At 43.7% G+C, this 25,464-nt stretch carries 23 protein-coding genes, 2 tRNA genes and 1 pseudogene; 24 read left to right on the top strand and 2 right to left on the bottom strand.

Going from position 1 to position 25,464, the window contains the following annotated elements; all coding sequences use genetic code 11:
- Nucleotides 1-78: 78 nt before the first annotated feature.
- The 8 genes from ABVF09_RS05685 (at nucleotide 79) to racE (ending at nucleotide 7,231) form a co-directional block, all read left to right on the top strand.
- Nucleotides 79-699: a succinate dehydrogenase cytochrome b558 subunit gene (locus ABVF09_RS05685; RefSeq protein ID WP_026569767.1), complete on the top strand. Its 621-nt coding sequence runs from the start codon at nucleotides 79-81 to the stop codon at nucleotides 697-699.
- A 51-nt stretch (nucleotides 700-750) separates the two neighbouring features.
- Nucleotides 751-2,502: a succinate dehydrogenase flavoprotein subunit gene (gene sdhA, locus ABVF09_RS05680; protein WP_026569768.1), complete on the top strand. Its 1,752-nt coding sequence runs from the start codon at nucleotides 751-753 to the stop codon at nucleotides 2,500-2,502.
- Between the two features lie 16 nt (nucleotides 2,503-2,518).
- Nucleotides 2,519-3,280, top strand: coding sequence for a succinate dehydrogenase iron-sulfur subunit (gene sdhB / locus ABVF09_RS05675; RefSeq protein WP_026569769.1), 762 nt, complete (start codon nucleotides 2,519-2,521; stop codon nucleotides 3,278-3,280).
- Between the two features lie 109 nt (nucleotides 3,281-3,389).
- A complete protein-coding gene (locus ABVF09_RS05670) occupies nucleotides 3,390-3,839 on the top strand; it encodes an acyl-CoA thioesterase (RefSeq protein WP_026569770.1) in 450 nt (149 codons plus the stop codon).
- A gap of 138 nt (nucleotides 3,840-3,977) precedes the next feature.
- Nucleotides 3,978-4,202 carry a helix-turn-helix domain-containing protein gene (locus ABVF09_RS05665; protein WP_026569771.1) on the top strand — a complete coding sequence of 75 codons (225 nt, stop codon included), beginning with the start codon at nucleotides 3,978-3,980 and terminating at the stop codon, nucleotides 4,200-4,202.
- A 188-nt stretch (nucleotides 4,203-4,390) separates the two neighbouring features.
- Complete coding sequence (locus tag ABVF09_RS05660; RefSeq protein ID WP_371068749.1) at nucleotides 4,391-5,884, top strand: potassium/proton antiporter; 1,494 nt, start codon at nucleotides 4,391-4,393, stop codon at nucleotides 5,882-5,884.
- Between the two features lie 73 nt (nucleotides 5,885-5,957).
- Nucleotides 5,958-6,410, top strand: coding sequence for a MarR family winged helix-turn-helix transcriptional regulator (locus ABVF09_RS05655; RefSeq protein WP_026569772.1), 453 nt, complete (start codon nucleotides 5,958-5,960; stop codon nucleotides 6,408-6,410).
- Nucleotides 6,411-6,427: 17 nt separating this feature from the next.
- The gene (gene racE, locus ABVF09_RS05650) at nucleotides 6,428-7,231 is read left to right on the top strand and encodes a glutamate racemase (RefSeq protein WP_026569773.1); all 804 of its coding nucleotides are present in this window, start codon (nucleotides 6,428-6,430) and stop codon (nucleotides 7,229-7,231) included.
- A 340-nt stretch (nucleotides 7,232-7,571) separates the two neighbouring features.
- On the opposite strand, the pseudogene ABVF09_RS05645 reads toward racE, so the two are convergent.
- Nucleotides 7,572-7,757: pseudogene (locus ABVF09_RS05645) on the bottom strand (hypothetical protein); the annotation flags it as partial.
- Nucleotides 7,758-7,990: 233 nt separating this feature from the next.
- On the opposite strand from ABVF09_RS05645, the gene ABVF09_RS05640 reads away from it, so the two are divergent.
- From ABVF09_RS05640 to yihA, 11 genes are all read left to right on the top strand, one after another.
- Nucleotides 7,991-9,106 carry a GerMN domain-containing protein gene (locus ABVF09_RS05640; RefSeq protein ID WP_026569774.1) on the top strand — a complete coding sequence of 372 codons (1,116 nt, stop codon included), beginning with the start codon at nucleotides 7,991-7,993 and terminating at the stop codon, nucleotides 9,104-9,106.
- A gap of 182 nt (nucleotides 9,107-9,288) precedes the next feature.
- The gene (rph, locus tag ABVF09_RS05635; RefSeq protein ID WP_026569775.1) at nucleotides 9,289-10,041 is read left to right on the top strand and encodes a ribonuclease PH; all 753 of its coding nucleotides are present in this window, start codon (nucleotides 9,289-9,291) and stop codon (nucleotides 10,039-10,041) included.
- 20 nt (nucleotides 10,042-10,061) lie between these two features.
- Nucleotides 10,062-10,655: an XTP/dITP diphosphatase gene (locus ABVF09_RS05630; RefSeq protein ID WP_371068748.1), complete on the top strand. Its 594-nt coding sequence runs from the start codon at nucleotides 10,062-10,064 to the stop codon at nucleotides 10,653-10,655.
- A gap of 16 nt (nucleotides 10,656-10,671) precedes the next feature.
- Nucleotides 10,672-11,190 (top strand): metallophosphoesterase family protein, encoded by a 519-nt coding sequence (locus ABVF09_RS05625; protein ID WP_026771097.1) that lies wholly within the window; start codon nucleotides 10,672-10,674, stop codon nucleotides 11,188-11,190.
- A 186-nt stretch (nucleotides 11,191-11,376) separates the two neighbouring features.
- Nucleotides 11,377-11,450 (top strand) — tRNA-Gly (locus ABVF09_RS05620).
- A gap of 37 nt (nucleotides 11,451-11,487) precedes the next feature.
- A tRNA-Arg gene (locus ABVF09_RS05615) sits at nucleotides 11,488-11,561 on the top strand.
- Nucleotides 11,562-11,929: 368 nt separating this feature from the next.
- The gene (locus tag ABVF09_RS05610; protein ID WP_026569777.1) at nucleotides 11,930-12,925 is read left to right on the top strand and encodes a tetratricopeptide repeat protein; all 996 of its coding nucleotides are present in this window, start codon (nucleotides 11,930-11,932) and stop codon (nucleotides 12,923-12,925) included.
- 178 nt (nucleotides 12,926-13,103) lie between these two features.
- Nucleotides 13,104-14,390, top strand: coding sequence for a trigger factor (gene tig / locus ABVF09_RS05605; protein ID WP_026771098.1), 1,287 nt, complete (start codon nucleotides 13,104-13,106; stop codon nucleotides 14,388-14,390).
- A gap of 443 nt (nucleotides 14,391-14,833) precedes the next feature.
- Nucleotides 14,834-16,114, top strand: a complete 1,281-nt coding sequence (gene clpX, locus ABVF09_RS05600; protein ID WP_026569779.1) for an ATP-dependent protease ATP-binding subunit ClpX — start codon at nucleotides 14,834-14,836, stop codon at nucleotides 16,112-16,114.
- Nucleotides 16,115-16,470: 356 nt separating this feature from the next.
- Nucleotides 16,471-18,738: an endopeptidase La gene (gene lon / locus ABVF09_RS05595; RefSeq protein WP_371068789.1), complete on the top strand. Its 2,268-nt coding sequence runs from the start codon at nucleotides 16,471-16,473 to the stop codon at nucleotides 18,736-18,738.
- Complete coding sequence (yihA, locus tag ABVF09_RS05590; RefSeq protein ID WP_026569781.1) at nucleotides 18,725-19,306, top strand: ribosome biogenesis GTP-binding protein YihA/YsxC; 582 nt, start codon at nucleotides 18,725-18,727, stop codon at nucleotides 19,304-19,306. The genes lon and yihA overlap by 14 nt, the downstream gene beginning before the upstream one ends.
- A gap of 349 nt (nucleotides 19,307-19,655) precedes the next feature.
- Here yihA and ABVF09_RS05585 read toward each other — a convergent pair whose 3' ends face one another.
- Entirely contained in the window at nucleotides 19,656-20,138 is a 483-nt protein-coding gene (locus ABVF09_RS05585; RefSeq protein ID WP_026771100.1) for a LiaI-LiaF-like domain-containing protein, read from the bottom strand.
- A 304-nt stretch (nucleotides 20,139-20,442) separates the two neighbouring features.
- Here ABVF09_RS05585 and hemA point away from each other — a divergent pair, with 304 nt between their 5' ends.
- From hemA to hemB, 5 genes are all read left to right on the top strand, one after another.
- Nucleotides 20,443-21,813: a glutamyl-tRNA reductase gene (gene hemA, locus ABVF09_RS05580; protein ID WP_371068747.1), complete on the top strand. Its 1,371-nt coding sequence runs from the start codon at nucleotides 20,443-20,445 to the stop codon at nucleotides 21,811-21,813.
- Between the two features lie 64 nt (nucleotides 21,814-21,877).
- Nucleotides 21,878-22,696, top strand: a complete 819-nt coding sequence (locus tag ABVF09_RS05575; protein ID WP_026569784.1) for a cytochrome C assembly family protein — start codon at nucleotides 21,878-21,880, stop codon at nucleotides 22,694-22,696.
- A 57-nt stretch (nucleotides 22,697-22,753) separates the two neighbouring features.
- Nucleotides 22,754-23,683, top strand: coding sequence for a hydroxymethylbilane synthase (gene hemC / locus ABVF09_RS05570; protein ID WP_153464710.1), 930 nt, complete (start codon nucleotides 22,754-22,756; stop codon nucleotides 23,681-23,683).
- On the top strand, nucleotides 23,683-24,474 hold the full coding sequence (locus tag ABVF09_RS05565) for a uroporphyrinogen-III synthase (RefSeq protein ID WP_035426669.1): 792 nt from the start codon (nucleotides 23,683-23,685) through the stop codon (nucleotides 24,472-24,474). Before hemC ends, ABVF09_RS05565 begins: the two co-directional genes overlap by 1 nt.
- 9 nt (nucleotides 24,475-24,483) lie before the next feature.
- Entirely contained in the window at nucleotides 24,484-25,461 is a 978-nt protein-coding gene (gene hemB, locus ABVF09_RS05560; protein ID WP_026569787.1) for a porphobilinogen synthase, read from the top strand.
- The last annotated feature ends 3 nt before the right edge of the window (nucleotides 25,462-25,464 follow it).

Below are 25,464 nucleotides of genomic sequence, written 5' to 3'. Positions count from 1 at the left end.
TTTATTGGAAAGTAAAGCGCTTTATCCGGAAAGATGCACAGATCATATCATAAGGAATTTTTGGTGAGGGGGGTACACATGGCGGAGAATCGCGATTTTTTCTATCGCAGACTACATTCACTTTTAGGGGTAATTCCAATCGGTGTGTTTTTGATACAGCACCTGCTGGTCAATCATTTTGCCGTGTATGGGAGAGAAAGCTTTGAACAAGCGGCCGGTTTCATTCATGACTTGCCGTTCAGGATTGTGCTCGAGTTCGTGGTGATTTACATTCCAATTCTTTTCCATGCAATTTTAGGTGTTTATATTGTTTTTACGGTCAAGTACAACAATAGGCGTTACAGCTTTTTCCGGAATATCATGTTCACGCTGCAAAGGGTTTCCGGCATCATCACGCTTATCTTTATCGCTTGGCACGTATGGGAAACACGGATTGCCATTGGCCTTGGGGATGCAGAACTTAATTACAGCTTAATGGAGAACATCCTGACACAGCCGTTTATGTTCTGGTTCTACATTGTCGGAGTCGTTTCTACAACGTTCCATTTTGCGAACGGTTTATGGAGCTTCCTGGTTACATGGGGATTCACGATCACACCACGCTCTCAAAGAGTGGCTACATACGCAACGCTGGTCGTTTTCTTAATAGTAACCTATATAGGTGTAAGGGCGATCTTTGCTTTTGCCTACGGAGCATAAATTTAAACAGAAAATAAAGAGTATTAAGTGAAATAGGGGAGTGAGCAAAAAATGAGTAATCTTAACGTCGTCGTCGTTGGTGGCGGTCTGGCCGGCTTAATGGCGACAATAAAGGCAGCAGAAGCAGGAGTTCACGTCGATTTGCTGTCTCTCGTACCAGTAAAACGTTCTCACTCTGTTTGTGCGCAAGGTGGTATTAACGGGGCGGTTAATACAAAAGGAGAAGGAGACTCTCCATGGGAACATTTTGACGACACAGTCTACGGAGGCGATTTCCTTGCCAACCAGCCTCCTGTTAAAGCTATGTGTGACGCAGCGCCAAGCATCATCCATATGCTCGATCGGATGGGGGTAATGTTCAACAGAACACCGGAAGGCTTATTGGATTTCCGTCGTTTCGGCGGAACCCAGCATCATCGGACAGCATATGCCGGTGCTACAACCGGACAACAGCTCCTATATGCACTGGATGAACAAGTCCGTCGTTACGAAGTGGAAGGGTTGGTTACCAAATATGAAAACTGGGAGTTTCTTTCTGCGGTAATCGATGAAGAAGGCGTAGGTCGTGGAATAGTGGCCCAGCATATTCAAAATCATGAGATCAAGGTTTACAAAGCGGATGCAGTAATCCTGGCAACCGGAGGTCCGGGGATCATTTTCGGAAAATCGACTAACTCGGTCATCAATACCGGTTCTGCTGCAGGTGCCCTTTATCAGCAAGGTGCCATTTATGCAAACGGGGAATTTATCCAAATCCATCCGACAGCCATTCCCGGAGATGACAAACTCCGCTTGATGAGTGAGTCTGCCCGCGGCGAGGGTGGAAGGGTCTGGACTTATAAGGATGGGGAACCGTGGTATTTCCTTGAAGAAAAATATCCGGCATATGGAAATCTTGTACCTCGCGATATCGCGACGCGTGAGATTTTCGATGTTTGTGTCAACCAGAAGCTTGGTATCAATGGAGAAAATATGGTTTACCTGGATCTTTCCCATAAAGATCCGAAAGAGCTGGATGTTAAACTGGGCGGAATTATCGAAATCTACGAAAAGTTTGTCGGTGAAGATCCGCGTAAAGTACCGATGAAAATTTTCCCTGCGGTCCATTATTCGATGGGCGGTCTTTGGGTCGATTATGATCAGATGACCAATATCCCGGGTGTTTTTGCTGCCGGCGAGTGCGATTATTCCCAGCACGGTGGAAACCGCTTGGGGGCTAATTCACTTCTGTCTTCTATTTTTGGCGGCATGGTTGCCGGTCCGAATGCCATAAAATATATCGAAGGACTGGAAAAAACGACAGAAGACATCCCCTCCTCTCTTTATGATGAAAAGCTGAAAGAGGAGCAAGAAACCTTTGAAAAATTGATGAGCATGAACGGCGAAGAAAATGCCTATCAAATTCATCGTGAGCTTGGAGAATGGATGACCGACAACGTCACCGTGGTCCGGGACAATGAAAAACTATTGAAAACAGATGAAAAAATTAAAGAATTGATGGAGCGTTGGGAGAATATCAATATCAATGATACTTCCCGTTGGAGCAATCAGGGTGTCATGTTTACACGGCAGTTGAAGAACATGCTGCAACTAGCCAGGGTCATCACTATCGGTGCTTATAATCGAAACGAAAGCCGTGGTGCCCACTATAAACCTGCATTTCCGGAGCGAAACGACGAAGAATGGTTGAAGACGACCAAGGCGTCGTATGATGCGGTTAACAATGAACCGGTCTTTGAATATGAAGATGTCGATGTGTCATTGATTAAACCAAGAAAACGAGACTACAGTAAGAAAAAATAAGGGGGGCAAGGTAATCATGGCTGATAAAACGATAACTTTGATCATTACACGACAGGACAGTCCAGACTCTTCTCCCTATGAGGAAACCTTTAAAGTACCTTACAGAGAGAATATGAATGTCATATCTGCATTGATGGAAATCCGCAGAAATCCTGTCAATGCCAATGGGGAAAATACTACTCCTGTTTTTTGGGAAATGAATTGCTTGGAAGAAGTGTGTGGAGCATGTTCGATGGTAATCAACGGACAAGCAAAACAATCTTGTGCCACGCTTATCGACCAGCTCGAACAGCCTATCAGACTGGAACCGATGTCTACATTTCCTGTGGTCAGGGATTTGGCAGTGGACAGAAGCAGGATGTTTGATTCGCTTAAGAAAGTAAAGGCCTGGATTCCGATCGATGGAACGTATGACTTAGGACCAGGACCGCGTATGCCGGAAAAGAAACGGCAGTGGGCTTATGAATTGTCCAAGTGTATGACCTGTGGCGTTTGTTTGGAAGCTTGCCCGAACGTAAACAGCAATTCCGACTTTATCGGGCCGGCTGCGTTGTCCCAAGTCCGCTTGTTCAATGCGCATCCAACCGGGCAAATGAATAAAGGCGAACGCCTGGAAGCTTTAATGGAAGACGGAGGTATCCATGGATGTGGAAACTCCCAGAACTGTGTCCAGGTTTGTCCGAAAGGCATTCCATTGACTACTTCCATTGCCGCAATGAACAGAGATACCAATATTCAAGCATTTAAAAACTTCTTTGGCAGCGACCATGTTTATTGATTATAAGTGAAACTGTCAGGAAAAGACTGCCTTTACCCAGATGGGTAAAGGCTTCTTTATCCTCTATTTGAAAGCGGTTACTTTACTTTTGATGAAAGGCGGACAGAAAATGAAAGCAGTCAATTACATAGAGGATTTTGAGAGTTGGAAAAAAAGTTTTGCGTTTTTCATCCCTATCCAAATCCGTTTTTCGGAAACGGATATGTTCGGCCATGTGAACAATGTTTCACCATTCATCTACTTTGAAGAAGCTCGCATTGCTTTTTTAAAGGAAGTGGGTTTGTTCCGGGACGATATGCAAAATACAGATACCATTCCGATTGTGGCAGACTTGCAGTGTGACTATCATCGCCAAATGTATTTCAATGATCAAATGAAACTGTATGTCAAAGTGAACCAAATCGGTAATACATCCATTGACATACACTACTTAGGTGTTAATCAAAAGGAAGAATTATGTATCACAGGTAGGGGAAGACTGGTCCAGATAAACGTTCACACCGGCAAACCGGCGCCATTCTCCGAAGAGGAGAAGAAAAGGCTTGCTTCAGGACCGTGACACCTTCCCTCATTCGTAAAATATCCGCATAATTAAGCAAATCTAATTCACGGGTTATACAACTTTCACATAAAATACATTGACTAAATAAACACCCTTCACCATGTGGCTTTAAAGACAGCAAGGAGGGGTTAACACTTGAATGATAGTGACTACAAGCCGAAGCAACTATTGACCAAACGTGAGAAAGAAGTATTTGAACTTCTAGTACAGGACAAAACAACAAAAGAAATAGCCCAGGAACTGTTTATTTCACAAAAGACTGTTCGGAATCACATATCAAATGCTATGCAAAAATTAGGTGTCAAGGGGCGTTCACAAGCAGTCGTAGAGCTCCTTCGTATGGGGGAACTTAAGCTCTAGTAAGAAACCGACTTTCTTTTTGAAGGTCGGTTTTTTAAGTTGCATTCTCAAGGGATAGAGAATCTCTCCTTACGGCGGTTATGATTGCAAACGGCAGAAACCATGATACAAGCAAGGGAAAAACGGGTATGTGTTTAGGCATAACGTTATCAACGGTTGCTGCATTTTTCGTCGTGGGAGGGGACTTTGTGATACAAGAAGTCATAGAATCAGATAAAATCATTTTACTCACTTCACTATTGCTTTTATTCAGTATTTTGATAACCAAGTTGTCGGACCGCTTTGGCCTGCCATCGCTGGTACTGTTTATAGGAGCGGGAATGGTGGTCGGTTCAGACGGACTCGGATTGCTATATTTTAATAATGTACAAATAGCCGAGGCAATCGGTGTTTTTTCACTGGTTGTGATTTTGTATGAAGGTGGAATTCAAACGCACTGGAAGACCATCAAGCCGGTGGTGCTGCCTTCTGTTTCGCTTGCTACGATCGGTGTGCTGCTTACGACCACTATTGTAGCTGTCGGGGCCAAATTGGTATTCGGTTTCAGCTGGCTGGAATCATTTCTTTTAGGTTCGCTTGTCGGTTCAACCGATGCTGCAGCAGTTTTTGCCGTCTTAAAGGATAAGAACATCGATGACAAAATTGAAGCAACACTTGAAGGGGAATCCGGGACGAATGATCCGATGGCTTTCTTTCTGACCATCTCCTTTATAGAATTGATTACGACAGATCGGTCGGGGATATGGTCACTGGCACTGCAATTTTTTTGGCAAATGGCAGGGGGATTGCTGTTAGGACTTTTTACCGGAAAAATGGCAAGTGTTTCTCTTAACAAAATAAAACTGTCATCCGGTGGGTTATATCCGTTGTTTGGATTGGCTTTTGCCTTTTTTTCGTATAGTGTTACCTCCCTGGTGAATGCCAGCGGGTTTTTAGCGGTATATATAACGGCGCTTGTGGTCGGAAACCTGGATTTATCGTTCCGGGAATCGATTCACAAGTTTAACGAGGGTTTCAGTTGGATGGCGCAAATATTGATGTTCATCATTCTAGGTCTATTTGTATTCCCTTCGCGTCTGTTTTCTGATTGGATTATCCTCCACGGCCTTTTGTTATCAGGGATTTTGATTTTGGTTGCAAGGCCGATCGCGACCTGGATTTCCCTTCTTCCCTGGCAGTACAGCTTGAAGGAAAAGGCATTTTTATCGTGGGCCGGCTTAAGAGGTGCCGTTCCGATTATACTGGCTTTATTTCCCATGCTTGCCGAAATGGAGAATAGTCAGTTGTTTTTCAATGCCGTGTTCTTTATTGTGTTGACTTCTGCACTGATCCAAGGGGCGTCCATTCCGTATGCGGCAACAAAGCTTGGATTGGTCAATCCGCCCCCACCTCACGATCTCGAACAACTCCAAGTGCTCACTGTTGGTCAAAAGAATCTTGACATAGTACAATATAAAGTTGAAAAACAGGATTGGGTAAATGGCAAAAAAATCAAAAACATCCGTCTTCCCAAAAATACATTGATCAACGCAATCGTCCGCCATGGCAAGGTAATCACTCCGGATGGAGATGCATTGATCCAGGAAGGGGATTCACTCTATATATTGGCAGAGCAACATTTACAGGGATCAATAGCTGACGATTTAAAAACAGGATCCGTTACGGAAGCGGACGCAGATTAAACAGCTGCTCTTGCACTTTTAGGATTTTATGATTACATTTTATATAAGTGTCCTGCCGAAAGGGGGCTAGCAGTTGCATAACACTTCAGAAGAAACAACGATCGCAGAAATCGAAAAAAAGTTACGGTATATAGCAGCAATCATTAAACAAAAAGGTAGAGAAATCTTGACCAATTACCCGATTACCGCTCCACAGTTTGTCGCCTTGCAATGGTTGAACGAAAGTGGGGACTTGACCATTGGCGAACTGTCCAATAAAATTAATCTGGCTTTTAGCACCACTACCGACTTAGTAGACAGGATGGAAAAAAACCAACTAGTCGAGAGACGGAAAGATTCCAAAGACCGTCGGGTTGTACGGATCCATTTACTTGATAAAGGGAAAAGGATCATAAAAGAAGTCATTAAAAAACGCCAGGAGTACTTGGGAGAGGTATTAGAAAATGTTTCGGATATAGAGGTTGATACACTGGAACGTATATTGAACCTGCTCCACTTACAGATGGAAAAAGTCAGCACAAAATAAGAAAAGGAGCGAGAACGGTGGATCAGCCAATTGGTGTAATAGATTCCGGTGTCGGAGGGTTGACAGTTGCCCGCGAATTGATGCGTCAGCTGCCGCGAGAGGAATTGATTTATTTAGGAGATACCCTTCGTTGTCCATATGGACCGCGTCCAGAACAGGAAGTCATTCAGTTCACGAAAGAGTTGGTGAACTTTTTAATGAGAAAAAGAATAAAAATGCTGGTGATTGCCTGCAATACAGCAACAGCCTTCACACTTGAACTGCTACAAAAAGAATTGCCCATCCCGGTTATTGGGGTGATCCAACCAGGAGCAAGGGCGGCGATAAAATCGACAGAAAATCTTCACATAGGAGTCATAGGTACGGAAGGGACCATTAAAAGCCAGGCATATCCTACTGCTTTGAAAAGCATCAATGAGGAAATCCATATCAATGCCCTGGCCTGTCCTCGTTTTGTTCCAATGGTCGAACAGGGAATACTAGCGGGCGAAGAAACATACCGGATTGTTTCCGAAACCCTGATTCCTATGAAAAAGAGCAATCATATCGATACGTTGATATTGGGCTGTACCCATTATCCCCTTCTTCGTGAAGTGATACAGGAAGTGATCGGTGACAAGGTGACCATCATATCTTCAGGCGAAGAAACAGCGAGAGAAGTAAGCACGATCCTGGAATATCAAAACAAGCTGTTCAATGGGGATCGCAGGCCGCAGCATAAGTTGTATACTACCGGAAAACTCACGGTGTTTGAACGAATTGCTGAATCGTGGCTTGATCAGCCTGTAGCGGAAATAGCGAATATATCACTAACTGTTTGAAAAAAGGGTCGTACAAAAGATAGACTGAAACCAAGAATCGATTGGTGCTTCGAAACTTTACGTTTCGAACTCGATTGATTCTTGTTTTTTTACATAAAGAATCAATTTCATCATTGCTCTTTTTTTGCAGAGTTGTGCAGAATTTATAAACATGTTTTTGAAAATGCAGCCTTCTAGCGTTTTGTCATTAGCCCGTAGCCCGAATACCCTCCGCTTTCCGCGGGGGAGTGGCAAGCCTCAACGGGCAGAGCCCTGTGGGGTCTTGCCGATCTCCCACTTCCCGCAGGAGTCTACGGGTATTCGGGCTACTCAGTCATTATCTTGTTGTTCCTATTTTTAATCAAAAGGTAGATCTATAAGAAAAACCACTTTTAAATAACTTATGCAACATGACTTTTCTTAACTGAGCATTAATACGATCTGCAGCTAATTTTGATGCATGAAAAACAAGCGTCACCAGGTCAAAGTGAACCTTGGCACGTTTTCCAGTACGATAACGAACATTATTAAGCTGAAAAAACTCTTTAAAGCATTTTTTCCTTCACTGTTTTTCTTGACACGCAACAAGAATCCACAATCAAGTTTAAAGATAAAGTCATGGCATGTCCGATTTTTCTTATAAACCTCGTTTCCCCGGGAGAATTTGCGGCCAAGTTTACGATACTAGAAGATTTGTCCAGACAAAATTTCTGATGCTTGGTCTAATTTTTCATACAGACCGTATATATAGTAGTACAAACCATCGTAGGAGGGGAAAACATGAGGAAGCGGTCATTGATCATTACTGTGGGCATTGTAAGTGCAGCCTTCGGGTTAACAGGTTGCGGGGTATTTCAGGGAGAGCAAACTCTGAAGGAAATGGATACTCCTCCGGAAGAAGCATCCCTTACAGATAACTTGGATGAGGTGACAGAAGAAGAGGGACAACAAGCAGAAGAGGATAGCCAGGAGACGGAAGGGGCAGAGGCTGGAACAGATACAGAAGAAGCGGAGCCGACAACTGTTGAAAGGCAATTGTATTTACTTGATGCTAATGGAATGGTAGTTCCGCAAACATTGGAGTTACCGCAACTGGAATCGAAAGAGGTGGCAAAACAGGCGCTGGAATATTTGGTGAAGGACGGCCCTGTCACAGAGCTTCTTCCGGATGGCTTCGAAGCAGTATTACCAGCCGGAACGACCATCAATAGCCTGAATCTTAAGGAAGGCACATTGACAGTGGACGTTTCAGAGGAATTTGCCGAATATCAAGCAGAAGATGAACAGAAGATTCTTCAATCCATGACCTATACCCTCACTCAATTTGAAAATGTAGACAAGGTAAAACTGCAAATAAACGGGAAAGCGAAAGAGGAGATGCCGGTTAGTGGCACTCCGATCGGCAAAGGCGTTTCCAGAGCAAATGGCATCAATATTTATAATGGCGACAATATCGATTTGATGGATAGTAAAGCAGTGACGCTTTACTATCCGGCCCAGCAAGGAGAGCAGGTTTACCACGTGCCGGTCACCCAACATGTCGAGGCTGAAGATGCGGAGGATTTTGCTTCGATCGTACAAGCATTGGTAGATGGTCCGTCACTCGATTTGAACTTGCTGAATGTGTTCAATGCGGGAACAAGTCTCACTGCAGAGCCTACCATCAAAGATGGGGTGCTGACACTTGATTTTAACGAAAATATATTGAACAGTGTAGAGAACGCCTCTATTGCGGATGAAGTCATGGAAACGTTGGTATTGACTTTGACTGATCAACCCGGAGTGGAAGCTGTTGACGTGAATGTAGCAGATATGGAGGAAATTTACAACGAAGCAGGCACGGCTTACACAGAACCTGTCACGAAAAGCATGTTTGTGCCTACGGGCAATTTGTAATCAATGAAGGGAGCCGGTACGACTGGCTCCCTTTGGCATGTTCTCTTATTTTATTTGCACGGGATGAGTTTTTAAGCGTTCATCATGAGATACGACGATCTGCCTGGTTTTACAGTATGAACTTATATAAATTGGCAAAAATATGTTACGATTAATAAGTGATTAGAAGGAGGATTCTTACAATGAGAAATAACGATAGAAAAGTTAATGAATTAAGACCAATACATATGGAAGTAGATTATGTCAAACATCCAGAAGGATCGGTCCTCATAACAGTAGGCGACACGAAAGTGATATGCAATGCAAGCATCGAGGAGCGTGTACCTCCATTCATGCGTGGCTCTGGAAAAGGCTGGATCACAGCAGAGTATGCGATGCTTCCGCGGGCGACCGAGCAACGTAACATCCGGGAATCCTCAAAAGGCAAAGTGGCGGGAAGAACGATGGAAATTCAACGGTTAATCGGCCGCTCGCTTCGCTCTGTTGTAGATTTGGAGAAAATAGGTGAGCGGACGGTCTGGGTCGATTGTGATGTGATCCAGGCAGATGGCGGAACGAGGACGGCTTCTATAACCGGTGCTTTTGTCGCCGTGGTGCTTGCTTTCGGAAGCCTTGTGGAAAAAAACATTCTCAAACAAATACCGGTAATTGACTACCTTGGAGCTACCTCGGTCGGGGTCCTTCCAGATGGAACAGAAATTCTTGATTTGCAATATGAAGAAGATTCCCAGGCACACGTAGATATGAACATCGTCATGACTGGATCTGGTGAATTTGTGGAGATACAAGGAACAGGAGAAGAAGCGACCTTTTCGATGGAACAGTTGCAAACGATGCTCGGGCTTGCCGATGAAGGGCTGCAGGAGATCTTTGCCATACAAAAACAAGCCCTTGGGAAATGGGCGGATTTTATCGGTGAGCATACGGCTAAATAAAAACTGTGGGGAGAATCGTCATGGAGCAATTAATCATAGCTACTAAAAACAAAGGGAAAGTTGAAGATTTTCGAAATTTGTTTTTAAAATATAATATTACGATTAAATCTTTGCTGGACTTTGACGAAAGCATTCCGGATATTGAAGAAACCGGTGAAACGTTTGAAGAAAATGCGGCTTTAAAAGCTGAGACGATTGCAGAAAGGTTTTCACTTCCGGTATTGGCAGACGACTCCGGCCTGGAAGTAGATGCGCTGGACGGCAGGCCGGGGATTTATTCAGCCCGTTACGCTGGTTTGGAAAAAAGCGATCAGGCAAATATCGACAAGCTGTTGGAAGAATTGAAAACCATCCCGGAAGAAGAACGCACTGCGAGATTTGTTTGTGTATTGGCGGTTGCAAGGCCGGGAAAACCGACCCTTTTCAAGCGTGGCACGTGTGAGGGAAGGGTTGCCGATCAGCCGACAGGAGAAAATGGATTTGGTTATGATCCCGTATTCTACCCTAAGGGATCAACGAAAACAATGGCTGAGATGACTCCAGAAGAAAAGAATCAAATCAGTCATCGAAAAAACGCGATGAAACAGCTGGAAGAGTGGCTGCAAAAGCTTTAAAGGGGGTGAAGCCGTCATGCCGAAAGTACTAATCATGAGCGACAGTCATGGATGGACAGAAGAAGTGGCAAAAATCCGTGATCGACATAGAGAAGAAGTAGACCAGTTCATCCATTGTGGTGATTCTGAATTGGATGCTGATGCGCCCGAGTTAGAGCACTTCATGAAAGTGGCCGGAAATTGTGATATGGACAGCCGAATGCCTGATGAGATTCATTTTTCTGTAGAGGATTTGCATTTCTATGTGACGCATGGCCATCTGCATCAAGTAAAAAGCACGTTGATGCCTTTATCCTACCGCGCAGAAGAAGTAGGCGCGCAGGTGGTATGCTTTGGCCATACCCATATGGCTGGAACGGAGCGGGTAGGTAATCAATTGTTTATTAATCCTGGCAGCATCAGATTGCCGCGCGGCCGAATTGAGCATACGTATGCTATATTGAGCTGGGGAGACAAACTTGAAATAACGGTCGAATTCAAAGACTTGAACGGGAAAACAGTCGAGGATATGGTTTTTCATACATCGTTGAATTGAAGGAAGATTGTAAACGGCCGAAAGCCAAGGCAAGGCCGTTTACAGTCAATCCCTCCAAATTTTAATGGGAAAGTTTTAAAATCGGTTGACAAGTGGGTCGATAGTTAATATAATGAATCTTGTCCGTTAAAGACGAAGCAAATTAACCGCAGCACACACTCTGTTGAATAAGTGCTAAGTGATTGTGCGGGTGTAGTTTAGTGGTAAAACCTCAGCCTTCCAAGCTGATGATGAGGGTTCGATTCCCTTCACCCGCTCCATACATAATCTTCGTTTAATTTAATACTCTATTTTCATGTCCCAGTAGCTCAGCAGGATAGAGCAACAGCCTTCTAAGCTGTGGGTCGGGAGTTCGAATCTCTCCTGGGACGTTATCATTGAGGGTTCAACTGTCCAGTTGAACCCTTTTTCACAAGATAAGATAGTATTAATTTCAGAGATGTCCAGCTCCAGCGCCTGGCTGGCTCCCGAGACCTCAAGCAAATTTTTCGGGCAAAAGAATGTCCACCGGGGCCTTGCCATAGAAGTGATAAAATTAGCTTGTATTCATTTGAACAGGTGTGCGCTTTTTTTAATTTTACGGAACAGATGAAATGGACTTAATCGGCATTCGCTTCTGACAAGCGGATGCTGAATTTCTATTTAGTGAATAATTTTTTTCTAACGGTTTTCGATCCACAGATTTAGGGTACAGATAAGATAATGATTATACATATACAACAGGTGAGGAAGGATGCGGATGAATACAAAGCAAGATAAGGTGATTATTTTTCCGAAGTGGAAGGAAGCCTTGGAAGAAGAGAGCTTGCAGGCACTAAAGGAAAAACGGTATGAGGACGCTTTACATAAGTTGAATAAACTCATTGACCATGAAATTTATTCACACGAGATTTACGCAGGGAAAATCATTTGTTTGATGGAGCTAGGAGACACAGATGAAGCGGAAGCATTGTGCCGCGACCTTGTTTCCCTTGAAGATGAGTACTTCTTTGAGTACTTGCATATATACGCCACGTTGTTGTTTCAAATGAGCGAGTATGAGCAACTGATAGAAATCATTGACGATGTGTTTGCCCGTAAAACGGTGCCCGAACCGATGAATGCCCAGCTGGAACAACTTGCGGAAATGAGCGGGAAGCTGTTGCAGGATAAAATGCAAGAAGAGGCGAATGATCACATTAATGAACTGAGCAAAGCGGTGAAACAGGGGGATCCGTTGCGTCAGTGGCGCATCATCGTACAAAGCAGTAATTTGAAGCCGGCTCCTTACTTGCGTTACTTGAAACAATTGCTGAAAGACGACAGGATTGACCCGGTGGTAAAAACAGCAATAGTGGAATGGCTTGTTTCACAGGAGGTCGATTCGGAAGTAGTAGTTGAAAAAGCAGGATCCGAGCTATCTGTAAACCCTGCAGATTTTAAAAGTGTGGAAGACCACCCTGTTACCAAGCAAATAAAGGTGCTTTTAAGGGAAGTAGAGCAGGATAATCCAACTTTGTATCAGCTTTTGGAAAAACTGCTGTATCGCTATTTATATGTAAGATACCCATCCATGCCTTTAGAAGAAGAACTAATCGCTGTCAGCCATGCCATCAAAATAATGGGGGCGAAATATTTGCAGCTGGAAGGTCTTTATCATACATATAAAAAACAAGCAGGAGAATTGGACGTTCATACATATATGGAGGAAATAGCCCGTAATGAAAAAAGTTATTTCTCCATCATCGAGGAATAGGTTCATAGATGAAATGTGTTTTATCACAAATTCCCAGTCTGTTCTAATTGTTGAAAGCAGGTCTGTTTATGTTATAATAAGGTGGTTGCAATTGCGTTCCGCCTTCGTATGATTTAATTATACACCGAATGAACGTCAAACAAGACATACTGAATTTATAGATGTTGGAGGGAATTACATGTCAGCAAAATGGGAAAAACAAGAAGGAAATCAAGGGACTTTAACCATTGAAGTTGATGCGGATAAGTTCGACAAAGCATTAGATCAAGCTTTCAAAAAAGTGGTTAAGCAAGTACAGGTTCCTGGATTCCGTAAAGGGAAAATGCCAAGAGGACTATTTGAACAGCGTTTTGGTGTAGAATCATTATACCAGGATGCGGTCGATATCATTCTTCCTGAGGCTTATACAAATGCTGTTGAAGAAACAGGCATTGAGCCGGTAGATCAACCGGAAGTGGATGTGACTCAAATCGAGAAAGGCAAGCCGCTTGTATTTACGGCACAAGTTACTGTTAAACCTGAAGTAAAACTAGGAGAGTACAAAGGCCTGGAAGTAGAAAAGGAAGATACGGAAGTAACAGATGAAGACGTTGAGCATGAGCTTTCTCATATGCAGGAACATCAAGCGGAGTTAGTCGTCAAAGAAGAAGGAACAGTCGAAGAAGGCGACACGGTCGTTATCGATTTCGAAGGTTTCGTTGATGGGGAAGCATTTGAAGGCGGACAGGCGGAAAACCATCAATTGGAAATCGGTTCAGGTTCCTTCATTCCTGGGTTTGAAGAACAGTTGATTGGAAAAGAAACTGGAGCTGACACAGAAGTACAGGTGACTTTCCCTGAAGAATACCATGCAGAAGAGCTTGCTGGTAAGGAAGCTACCTTTAAAGTCAAGATCCATGAAATCAAAGGAAAAGAATTGCCGGAACTTGACGACGAGTTCGCAAAAGATGTCGATGAAGATGTCGAAACACTGGAAGAACTTCGCAACAAAACAAAAGAGCGCCTGAAAGAACAAAAAGAGACGGATGCTGACAATAAAATGCGTGAATCTCTGATCGAACAGGCATCTGAGAATGCAGAGGTTGATATTCCGGAAGCAATGGTAGAAACAGAACTTGACAGAATGGTGAAAGAGTTCGAGCAGCGCTTGCAAATGCAAGGGATGACCATGGACATGTACTACCAATTCTCCGGTACGGATGAAACAGGCTTGAAAGAGCAAATGAAAGATGATGCTGAAAAGCGTGTCAAAACCAACTTGACTCTTGACGCAATTGCCAATCAAGAAGAGGTCGAAGTTACGGACGAAGATGTCGATAAAGAACTTGAATCGATGGCTTCGATGTATCAAACAGAGGTCGATCAGTTGAAACAAATGCTCGGTGGTAACACAGACGCCATCAAAGAAGATCTTAAATTCAAAAAAGCAATTGACTTCCTGGCAGAGCATAGCAAAACAAAATAATATAAAATTGGAAAACAAGGTGCGATTCTGGTTCGTGCCTTGTTTTCTCTATAAAAACATGTTGATTAAAATGCACTGAGCGGGTTATAGTAAAAAAACTGTCAGTCATAACATAAAATCGGCGGCTTGAATATAAAATAAAAGACAAACTTACATAACATATCAGTTGACATTTTAGAATCTTCTTACATAATAAGATTTACACTGTTTGTTCAAACTGTTCTGCTGATATTTACTGCTATCGGTTTATTCAGACGGTTTGATGGCAAGACTTTTGATGGGACTGTTTACAGCTGGCACGTAGATGGGATGTGGCCATTTGAGGTATTTTACTTTTTTCAAAACGGTATATCTGATATTATGAGCTAAAGAAAGGAATACTTGTTTGAAACTCAAATGATCTCATATCATAATAGATACTTATTACTTGAGGGGTGAATTAGATGTACAAATTTAATGAAGAAAAGGGCCAATTAAAATGTTCTTTTTGCGGAAAAAGCCAAGATCAAGTACGTAAATTAGTAGCCGGCCCTGGCGTTTATATATGCGATGAATGTATTGAACTTTGCACAGAAATAGTGGAAGAAGAATTAGGCAATGAAGAAGAAGTGGAATTCAAGGAGATCCCGAAACCTCAGGAGATCTGTGAAATTCTGAATGACTACGTGATTGGCCAAGAAAAGGCAAAGAAGAATCTGTCGGTGGCCGTGTATAACCATTACAAACGGATCAATGCCGGTAAGACTGCTTCCGATGACGTGGAACTGTCCAAGAGTAATATTGCGATGATCGGGCCGACTGGAAGCGGTAAAACGTTGTTGGCACAGACACTTGCACGGATATTGAATGTGCCATTTGCGATTGCGGATGCCACTTCCCTTACGGAAGCGGGCTATGTAGGGGAGGATGTGGAAAACATCTTGCTGAAGCTGATCCAGGCTGCTGACTATGATGTGGAAAAAGCAGAAAAAGGGATTATCTATATCGACGAAATCGATAAAGTAGCGAGAAAATCAGAAAATCCGTCCATCACCCGTGACGTTTCCGGTGAAGGGGTACAGCAGGCATTGCTGAAGATTCTTGAAGGTACTGTTGCAAGCGTACCTCCACAGGGTGGAAGAAAACATCCTCACCAGGAATTCATACAAATCGATACGACCAATGTACTATTTATTTGCGGAGGGGCTTTTGACGGCATCGAGCAAATCGTTAAGCGCCGTCTTGGCAACAAGGTGATTGGCTTCGGCGCGGATGAAGAGAATCAGGACCTGACCAAAGCAGAACTGCTTTCTAAGGTTCTTCCGGAAGACATGCTTCGTTTCGGCCTTATTCCTGAATTTATCGGGCGGCTCCCGGTTATCGGAGCTTTAGAGCCATTAGACGAAGAAGCGCTAGTCGAAATTTTGACAAAGCCGAAAAATGCGCTCGTCAAGCAATATCAAAAGCTGTTCCAAATCGATAATGTCGAATTGGAAATGGAAGAGGAAGCTTTAATTGAAATTGCACGAAAAGCCATTGAACGAAAAACGGGGGCACGCGGGCTGCGTTCCATTATCGAAGGAATTATGCTTGACGTCATGTTTGAGTTGCCATCGAGAGACGACATCGAAAAGTGTATCATAACCAAAGACACCGTCCTGTTAGAAAACGGCCGTCCAAAGCTAGTTCTAAGCGATGGCACGGTAAAAGACGAAAACAAAGAATCACCGAAAGAAAGTGCTTAAAAAAACGTCAGGACACCAGTCTCGTTAAAACAGACACGCATTATCCTGCAATGTAAATCCCTTGTTATGGCATAACAAGGGATTTACACATGGTTAAAAGGAAGTTTCTAGAACGGTATCGATGTTTTGATTAGAAAATGCCAGGTAATGATAAACTAATGGGGCGAATAGAAAGCTTGCATAGCGAACTTCTCGTGAAATGGTATAAATGCGCCTTATTAGTGAAGTAATAAGGAAATGGAAGCAATGTCGTGAATGGACTGGTTTGCGAAGATATGGAGGTGCCAATTGTGACAGCAGAAAACAAAGTACAAATCCCCCTGCTTCCGCTGCGCGGGCTATTGGTCTTTCCCGCTATGGTTTTACACTTGGACGTCGGGCGGGAAAAGTCGGTAAATGCATTGGAAAAAGCGATGATGGACGATCAAAGTATTTTTCTTGCTGCCCAAAAAGAAAGCGGCGTGGACGAGCCTGCTGTAAATGATATTTACAGAGTGGGAACGATGGCAAAAGTAAAGCAAATGCTGAAACTGCCAAACGGTACAATCCGTGTGCTGGTGGAAGGATTGTATCGAGGTGAAATTGTTCAATTTCTTGAAGAAGACGACCAATTTATCGTCGAAGTCCAGGAATTTGAAGAAGTCCATGGAGACAACAACGAAGAAGAAGCACTAATGCGGTCTCTGATCGAACAGTTCGAGCAGTACATAAAGATATCAAAGAAGGTAAGTCAGGAAACGCTAGCGACGGTTACTGACATTGATGAACCAGGCAGACTTGCTGACATCATTACTTCCCACTTATCTTTAAAGCTCAAAGATAAACAGGAACTGCTGGAGACGGAAAATGTCAAAGAACGGTTGAACCGTTTGATTTCGTTCATTACAAATGAGCGTGAAGTGCTCGATTTAGAGAAAAAAATCGGGCAACGGGTCAAGAAGTCGATGGAAAAAACGCAAAAAGAATATTACTTGCGTGAACAAATGAAAGCTATCCAGACAGAGCTCGGAGATAAGGATGGCAAAGCTTCTGAAGTAAATCAGCTCAAAGAAAGAATCGAAGCTTCAGATATGCCGGAAAGAATCCAGGAAATTGCCTATAAGGAATTGGATAGATACGAAAAAGTTCCACAAAGCTCTGCGGAAAGTTCGGTTATCCGTAATTATGTCGATTGGCTGGTTTCCATTCCCTGGACGGACAAGACGGAGGACAATCTTGATGTCAACCATGCTGAAAAAATATTGGATGAAGACCATTACGGACTCGAAAAAGTAAAAGAGCGAGTTTTGGAATATTTGGCTGTTCAGCAGCTTACTAAAACAATCAAAGGGCCGATATTGTGTTTAGCCGGACCTCCGGGTGTTGGGAAGACATCATTGGCGAAGTCCATTGCCCGGGCAATAAATCGGAATTTTGTGAGGATCTCCCTCGGTGGAGTCAGGGACGAAGCGGAAATCCGCGGCCATCGCCGAACTTATGTCGGCGCAATGCCAGGCAGAATCATACAAGGCATGAAAAAAGCTAAAACGGTCAATCCGATTTTTTTGCTGGATGAAATCGATAAAATGGCAAGTGATTTCCGTGGGGATCCTTCGGCAGCTATGCTCGAAGTATTGGATCCAGAGCAAAACAGTAATTTCAGCGATCATTTCATTGAAGAAACGTACGATTTATCCAATGTGATGTTCATCGCCACGGCCAACAATCTTGCTTCGATTCCAGGGCCGCTGCGTGACCGGATGGAAGTGATTTCAATTGCCGGTTATACGGAAGTGGAAAAACTCCACATTGCCAAAGAGCACCTTTTGCCGAAACAAATTAAAGAAAATGGGCTGAACAAAGGGCAATTGCAAGTTCGTGATGAGGCATTGACGAAATTGATCCGCACGTATACAAGAGAAGCGGGTGTGCGAGGACTGGAAAGGCAGCTTGCATCCTTATGCCGGAAAGCGGCAAAAATAATCGTGTCAGAAGATAAAAAGCGTGTCGTAGTAACCGATAAACAGTTAGAGTCACTGCTTGGCAAGCCGCTCTTCCGGTATGGAAGGATGGAAGAGGAGAACCAAGTGGGTGCTGCAACAGGGCTCGCTTATACGTCTGCTGGCGGAGATACCTTATCGATTGAAGTTAGTTTATATCCGGGCAAAGGAAAATTGACGCTTACCGGGAAATTGGGAGATGTCATGAAGGAATCTGCTCACGCGGCTTTCAGCTATATTCGGTCCCGGGCAGAAGAATTGAAAATCGATCGAGAATTTCATGAGAAAAACGACATTCACATTCATGTCCCGGAAGGCGCGACACCCAAAGACGGACCTTCAGCCGGGATTACTATGGCTACCGCGCTGGTTTCAGCTCTGACTGGCCGGGCAGTGAAACGTGAAGTAGGTATGACGGGAGAAATAACACTCAGGGGAAGAGTGCTTCCGATCGGAGGTTTAAAGGAAAAATCTCTTAGTGCTCATCGTGCAGGCTTGACAACGATCATTATCCCTGCAGATAACAAGCGCGATTTGGATGATATTCCGGAAAGCGTCAGGGAAGGGCTGACTTTTATCCCTGTCGAGCATTTAGATGAAGTGCTGGAACATGCATTAGTGGAGGAGAAACATGAAAGTAACTGAGGCGGAGATTGTAATCAGTGCAGTATCGAAAAAGCAATACCCGGGAGACATGCTGCCAGAAATAGCGTTGGCAGGAAGGTCGAACGTCGGCAAATCTTCTTTCATCAACAAAATGATCAACCGGAAGAATCTTGCCAGAACCTCTTCCAAACCGGGGAAAACCCAAACACTGAATTTCTATAAAATTAATCAAAGCTTTTATTTTGTGGATGTACCAGGCTATGGGTATGCCAAAGTCTCCAAGAAAGAGCGGGAAAAATGGGGTAAGATGATGGAAGAATACTTCATGCAGCGGGAAAACCTGAAAGCTGCCGTTCTTATTGTAGATATCAGGCACCAGCCGACAGAAGATGATGTGATGATGTATGATTTTTTAAAGCATTTCGAACTTCCTGTCATTGTAGTCGCTACAAAATTGGACAAGATTTCGAAAAACAAACGGGCAGCACACCTGCAAAAAGTGATTAAAACCCTTCAAGCGGACGTCGAGGACATCGTTATTCCTTTTTCCGCTGAAACGGCAGAAGGAAAAGAAGAGGCTTGGAAAGTGTTACAAGGCTTTTTGTAAAGCCGGCTGTCTTTTTGCTGGTCTTGGCCGGAATCAAAGAAAAGGCTTGAAAGCAGATGGAATGAATGTATGTATGGGTGCCGAAACAAAACCGAACGAATTCGAATGCTGAACATTCGAATTCGTTCGGTTTTTTGATTGTTGATAGCAGGCAATGCCCCCGTCAGCTGCCTTTTATCCTTTTTGCACGACTACATTACGCTTCTTTTTCTTCGACGTGTTAACTGAATCCATACGCACGGAAAGCGAATCACCTTGCCATCTTTCATAGGAAACAGAAGTTTCTCACTTGCTGCCGGCCCATCGTTCTGTTACAGAGGTGAAAGCAATATCTCTCCTTTTTGCTATGCTACTTTTTCCGGTAAACAAGATAACCACCGACAGCTATCAAAACAAGCGGCCAAAAGCTTTCCAGCAAAGCAGCCGTTTCGTTTATCCAGTTGAACCAGCCCGGCTTGTTAATCGAATAGATAGCGAACAAAGCAATTCCCAATAAAAGCAGGCCGGGAAGCAATCCGCTTTTTGTTTTTTGAAACCGGATAAGAAAAGCAATGCCAATGATCAATGGGTAAACACCCCAATGATCAATCCAAAAACCATAATGGCGCAAACCGAAAAAGTGGAGGCCCAATCCAAGAAGAATGGTACCCGGGAATAAATTTTTATACTCCTTGGAAAAGTAACTATGAAACAGAAATACAATGCCGATGATCATTAGTAATGTGGGCCAGGAATAGAAATCGGTGAAAAAGGGTATCTGGAACTGTTGGAGAAAAAAGTAGCAGCCGATACCGATCAACAAAAAGCCGGTGAAAATGTTTTGTTTCTTCACGCAGGTTCCTCCGTAAATTATAATAATTATTAAATAGTATTAATTAGTTGCTTATGTGCTGTGTATATGATAAAGTACAAAAGGATTGAAAAACAGCAAGATACAACTACGTACTGATATTATCCTAACATATAGTTTCAATATCTGTTCACAAAATTCATAAGTCGCTGGTGACATGCGTGTTATAATGAAAGATGGACTTATAAAAATAATAAAGTGAAAAGCGCTGGCCGGCATGTTTGAATAATGAATGCAGCTGCCTTGCTGCACCAGTTTTTATACGTAATATTGGGGGTAGAATAAAGTGCATATTTTAGTTGTCGGAATAAACTACAGAACAGCCCCTGTGGAAGTTAGGGAAAAACTTACTTTTGAAAATCAAGATGTTTCGCAGGCGATGAAGTCATTGAACCAACAAAAAAGTGTGCTGGAAAATGTGATTATCTCCACATGCAACCGGACAGAGATTTATGCAGTGGTCGATCAACTCCATACAGGACGCTATTATATCAAGCAATTCCTTGCAGAATGGTTCGACATGGACAAAGACTTTTTCTCGCCACATCTGGCTATTTACGAAGCAGATGGAGCTGTGGAACACTTGTTCAAAGTGACGAGCGGTCTTGATTCCATGGTGCTGGGCGAAACCCAAATTCTAGGTCAAATGAAACAGGCATTTCTTTTGGCACAGGAATCGGGAACAACCGGCACCATTTATAATGAACTCTTCAAACAAGCTGTTACGCTGGCAAAGCGTGCCCATAAGGAAACCGAAATCGGCGATCATGCAGTATCGGTTAGTTATGCGGCCGTGGAACTTGCCAAGAAGATATTCGGCGATTTGTTGAACAAACATGTCGTCATCCTTGGTGCCGGAAAAATGGGAGAGTTGGCTGCGAAAAACTTGCAAGGTTCTGGTGTGGAGAAAGTGACGGTCATCAACCGCACCTTATCAAAAGCGGAAGCACTGGCTGAGCAATTCTCCGGACAAGCGCGTACAACCGAGAGTCTTCCCGAGGTTTTGAAGGATGCAGATATATTGATCAGCTCAACCGGAGCGAACAATTACGTGTTGGACAAAGACGTGCTGGCACCTGTTCATAAGCAAAGGAAAGGACGTCCCCTTTTCTTAGTCGATATTGCGGTTCCACGTGATATTGATCCAGTCTTGGGTGATCTTGACAGCGTGTTTTTATATGATATCGATGATTTACAAGGTATTGTCGATGCCAACCTGGAAACAAGGAAGCAAGCTGCGGAAGCAATCGAATTGATGATAGAGGGAGAAATCGTTGCTTTCAAGGAATGGCTTCAAACCAAGGGCGTTGTACCGGTCATTTCTGCTCTGAGAGAAAAAGCGTTATCCATACAGGCAGAAACGATGAAAAGCATTGAGCGCAAAATGCCGGATTTGTCCGATCGCGAGCGCAAGGTGTTGAACAAGCATACGAAAAGTATCATCAACCAAATGCTGAAACAACCGATTTTGCAAGCGAAGGAAATGGCGGGAAAGCCGCAGGCAGAAGAATCACTGCAAATGTTCATGCAAATATTCGGTATCGAAGAGATGGTTCAAGAGGAATTGAACAAACAGGCCGGCAGCAAGGTTTTCAGTTTTGATCAAGGAGCAAAGGTGCCGCAAAGGACTGCTGTACAAAAAGCTTCCACTAATTGAGCCCCATGGGCGATAAACGGGAAAGAAGTGGGCTGAATGCTATACAAATGAGAGGATTTCTCATATGCTGGAAATGAAGTGGCTTTATGAACTGATTCTTATCATATACGGCGCTAGTGTAATGGGATACTTTATCGATTTTATTCAATACAACCGGAAGGCCAATCGGATTGCCTTCTGGTTGCTTAGTTTGGTATGGGTTTTACAAACCTTGTTTTTAATTTATCAACTGTTGCTGGAAGACAGCTTCCCGGTGCTCAATATTTATGATGGGCTTTATTTTTATGCCTGGATACTGGTTACATTTTCTCTGTTGATCAACCGTTTTTTTCGGGTCGATTTGATTGTTTTTTTTACGAACCTGCTAGGGTTTTTCATTATGCTTCTTCATGTAGGGGCTAGTGCACAAAATCTGGGGAACGAACGGGGAGTCCATCTTGTCAGCGAGTTGTTGATCGCCCATATCAGCCTGGCGCTTTTATCCTATGGTTTTTTTACAGTGTCTTTCCTATTTTCTATTATGTACTTACTGCAATACCGCTTGCTGAAGGAGAAAAAAGGGTATAAATGGCTTAGTCGGTTCGGAGGACTCGACCGGCTTGATACCTTGTCGTTCCAAGCGGTGACGGTTGGGGTGCCCATACTCATGATTTCCATCATCCTCGGGATCGTTTGGGCGTATTCCTCCGGTGCGGAATTTTATTGGAATGATTTCAAAACAATGGGATCAATGTTCGTTTTAATTGTTTATATGGTCCATTTGATATTACGATTGGTAAAAGGGTATCAAGGCAGGACAATAGCTTTGTATAATGCAGGAGCATTTTTGTTTCTGTTGATTAATTTCTTTCTATTCAGCATGCTGTCTAATTTTCACTTTTGAAAAGATGACTTGCTTTAAATAAAATCGTTCTATTTTTATGATGTCAGGAGGATAACAATGCGCAAAATCGTAATCGGTTCCCGAAAAAGCAACCTGGCTTTGACCCAGACAGAATGGGTGATCGACCAGCTGAAAAAAGCAGGGGTGCCATATGAATTCGAAATCAAGAAGATTATGACCAAAGGGGATAAAATCCTCGATGTCACGCTTTCAAAAGTGGGCGGAAAGGGCCTGTTCGTCAAAGAAATAGAACAGGCGATGTTTGACAAGGAAATCGACATGGCTGTGCACAGTATGAAGGACATGCCTTCTCAGCTGCCTGAAGGACTTGTCATTTCTTCCATACCTGGCCGTGAAGACCACCGCGATGCTTTTGTTTCCAATAATGAAGTATCATTGAAAGACCTGCCGGAGGGAGCGGTTGTCGGTACAAGCAGCTTGAGAAGGGCGGCTCAAGTACTGGCAGCAAGGCCGGATGTTGAAATTAAATCCATACGCGGCAATATCGAAACACGGTTGCGGAAATTGAAGGAAGAGGACTACGATGCTATTGTCCTTGCAGCTGCGGGCTTGATCCGCATGGGATGGGGAGAAGAAATCGTAACCGAATTCCTGGATCCTGAGCTTTGTGTTCCGGCCGTCGGGCAGGGAGCATTGGCCATCGAATGCAGAGAGGATGATCAGGAGCTGCGTGAACTGCTTCAGAAAATCAATGATCAATACACGGCGCATACAGTCTCAGCTGAGCGTACCTTCCTGCACCTGTTGGAAGGTGGATGCCAAATCCCGATAGCTGGATATGCTCATATGGAAGAAGAAGAGGTTGTCCTGACCGCGCTTGTTGCCACCTCAGATGGAAAGACGGTTTTAAAGGAAGTTGTCAAAGGCAAAGACCCTGTGGAAGTCGGCAGGGAAGCAGCTGAGCGGATGAAGGCAAGAGGAGCTCAGAAAATCGTCGATGACGCCAAAGAGGAGCTCGACCAATAATGGACAAGCCTCTTGAGGGCAAAAGAGTCTTAATCACCCGCAGTGAGCAGCAGGCGGAGGATTTCGCAAGAAAATTGAAAGAAGCGGAAGCAGTTCCGAAAATTGTTCCGCTTCTTCGTTTTCGAAAACGGGAAGCACCATCCAACAAAAAAATCCTCTCCAAACTTCACGAGTTCACATGGGTGTTTTTCACAAGTGCCAATGGCGTGAAGTTTTTTTTCGAGCAATTAGAGGACTTCGGTCTTGATGTGGGACAACTGGGCAATTGCAGGGTAGCGGCAGTCGGCAGAAAAACGAAACAGGCTTTACATAAACAAGGTTTATCCGTCGACTTTACTCCTCAAAAGTATTCCGGGAAGCAGATGGCTTTGGAATTTATGAAAAAGTATCCGGATCCAGGTCGGGTTCTGCTTGTATGCGGTGGATTGGCGAGACAGGAGATTCCTCAACAGCTTGAAAGGCAGCAGGTTTGTTTCCAGAAAGCGGTGGTTTATGATACGCTGATAAATACAGCGGCTCGTGAAGATTTATTGTCTTTCATCAGAAAGAGAGAATTGGACGTCTACACATTTACCAGCCCATCGACAGTAAAAGCGTTTATGAAGTTAACGTCACATGAACCGGATTTACAGGAAAAGCTTGTTTCTGAAGTGTTGACCGTTTGTATAGGACCGACTACTAAAGAGGCGGCTCAAAAACGAGGGTTTACCAATATTCTGGTACCGGAAGAATACACGCTGGACGGCATGATCAGCCGGCTTGCCAGGCACTATGATACAGAAAGGAACTAGGTGAACGTTATGAATGAGTTTAAAAGACATCGACGATTAAGAACAACAGCAGCCATGCGGGCGCTGGTTAGGGAAACACAGTTATCGACTGACGATTTGATTTATCCAATTTTTGTTATAGAAGGGGAAAGCAGCATCAGACGTGAAGTTCCTTCGATGCCTGGAGTATATCAGGTTTCGCTCGACAACCTGTCGGAAGAAATGAATCAGCTTGTGGAACTGGGCATTCGTTCTGTCCTGTTGTTCGGTATTCCAAAAGAGAAGGATGAGCAGGGAACCCAGGCTTACTGTGAAACAGGTATAGTTCAACAAGCATTGAGAAAAATCAAACAAGAATTTCCTGAGTTGATTACCATTGCGGATACTTGTCTCTGTGAATACACCTCTCACGGCCATTGCGGCGTTATTCATGACGGGGATGTTGATAACGATGCCTCTCTTCCGCTACATGTCGAAACGGCAATCAGCCAGGCAAAAGCTGGAGCAGATATTATTGCTCCGTCGAATATGATGGACGGATTTGTTGCTGCAATCCGAGAAGGTTTGGATAATGCCGGCTTTAAACACATCCCGATCATGTCTTACGCGGTAAAATATGCGTCGGCATACTATGGACCATTTCGAGATGCAGCGGACAGTACACCGCAATTCGGTGACAGAAAGACATACCAGATGGATCCGTCCAACCGAATGGAGGCTTTCCGAGAAGCGGCTTCCGACATGGAAGAAGGGGCAGATTTTCTTATTGTCAAGCCAGCTATGTCTTACTTGGACATCATGCGGGAAGTCAAGGACCGTTTTAATGCACCATTGGTCGCTTATAATGTCAGTGGAGAATATGCAATGGTGAAGGCGGCGGCCCAAAATGGCTGGATAAACGAACGGGAATTGGTGATGGAAAAACTGACTTCGATGAAACGCGCAGGCGCAGATTTGATCGTCACCTATTTTGCAAAAGACGTAGCTAAATGGTTAAAAGAAGAATAATCG

The sequence above is a fragment of the Sediminibacillus sp. JSM 1682029 genome, from assembly GCF_041366435.1.
Lineage (GTDB): Bacteria > Bacillota > Bacilli > Bacillales > Amphibacillaceae > Sediminibacillus > Sediminibacillus terrae.
The sequence above is the reverse complement of the archived record's forward strand: the minus strand, read 5'-3'. Positions and strand labels throughout refer to the sequence as shown.

Bases quoted from the DNA above. Each gene is read 5' to 3' on its own strand.
- clpX (WP_026569779.1), top strand. From the start codon at position 14,834: ATGTACAAATTTAATGAAGAAAAGGGCCAATTAAAATGTTCTTTTTGC.
- ABVF09_RS05685 (WP_026569767.1), top strand. From the start codon at position 79: ATGGCGGAGAATCGCGATTTTTTCTATCGCAGACTACATTCACTTTTA.
- tig (WP_026771098.1), top strand. From the start codon at position 13,104: ATGTCAGCAAAATGGGAAAAACAAGAAGGAAATCAAGGGACTTTAACC.
- yihA (WP_026569781.1), top strand. From the start codon at position 18,725: ATGAAAGTAACTGAGGCGGAGATTGTAATCAGTGCAGTATCGAAAAAG.
- ABVF09_RS05610 (WP_026569777.1), top strand. From the start codon at position 11,930: ATGAATACAAAGCAAGATAAGGTGATTATTTTTCCGAAGTGGAAGGAA.
- hemB (WP_026569787.1), top strand. From the start codon at position 24,484: ATGAATGAGTTTAAAAGACATCGACGATTAAGAACAACAGCAGCCATG.
- ABVF09_RS05630 (WP_371068748.1), top strand. From the start codon at position 10,062: ATGGAGCAATTAATCATAGCTACTAAAAACAAAGGGAAAGTTGAAGAT.
- ABVF09_RS05670 (WP_026569770.1), top strand. From the start codon at position 3,390: ATGAAAGCAGTCAATTACATAGAGGATTTTGAGAGTTGGAAAAAAAGT.
- hemC (WP_153464710.1), top strand. From the start codon at position 22,754: ATGCGCAAAATCGTAATCGGTTCCCGAAAAAGCAACCTGGCTTTGACC.
- lon (WP_371068789.1), top strand. From the start codon at position 16,471: ATGGTTTTACACTTGGACGTCGGGCGGGAAAAGTCGGTAAATGCATTG.
- rph (WP_026569775.1), top strand. From the start codon at position 9,289: ATGAGAAATAACGATAGAAAAGTTAATGAATTAAGACCAATACATATG.
- sdhB (WP_026569769.1), top strand. From the start codon at position 2,519: ATGGCTGATAAAACGATAACTTTGATCATTACACGACAGGACAGTCCA.
- ABVF09_RS05565 (WP_035426669.1), top strand. From the start codon at position 23,683: ATGGACAAGCCTCTTGAGGGCAAAAGAGTCTTAATCACCCGCAGTGAG.
- ABVF09_RS05625 (WP_026771097.1), top strand. From the start codon at position 10,672: ATGCCGAAAGTACTAATCATGAGCGACAGTCATGGATGGACAGAAGAA.
- sdhA (WP_026569768.1), top strand. From the start codon at position 751: ATGAGTAATCTTAACGTCGTCGTCGTTGGTGGCGGTCTGGCCGGCTTA.
- ABVF09_RS05575 (WP_026569784.1), top strand. From the start codon at position 21,878: ATGCTGGAAATGAAGTGGCTTTATGAACTGATTCTTATCATATACGGC.
- ABVF09_RS05640 (WP_026569774.1), top strand. From the start codon at position 7,991: ATGAGGAAGCGGTCATTGATCATTACTGTGGGCATTGTAAGTGCAGCC.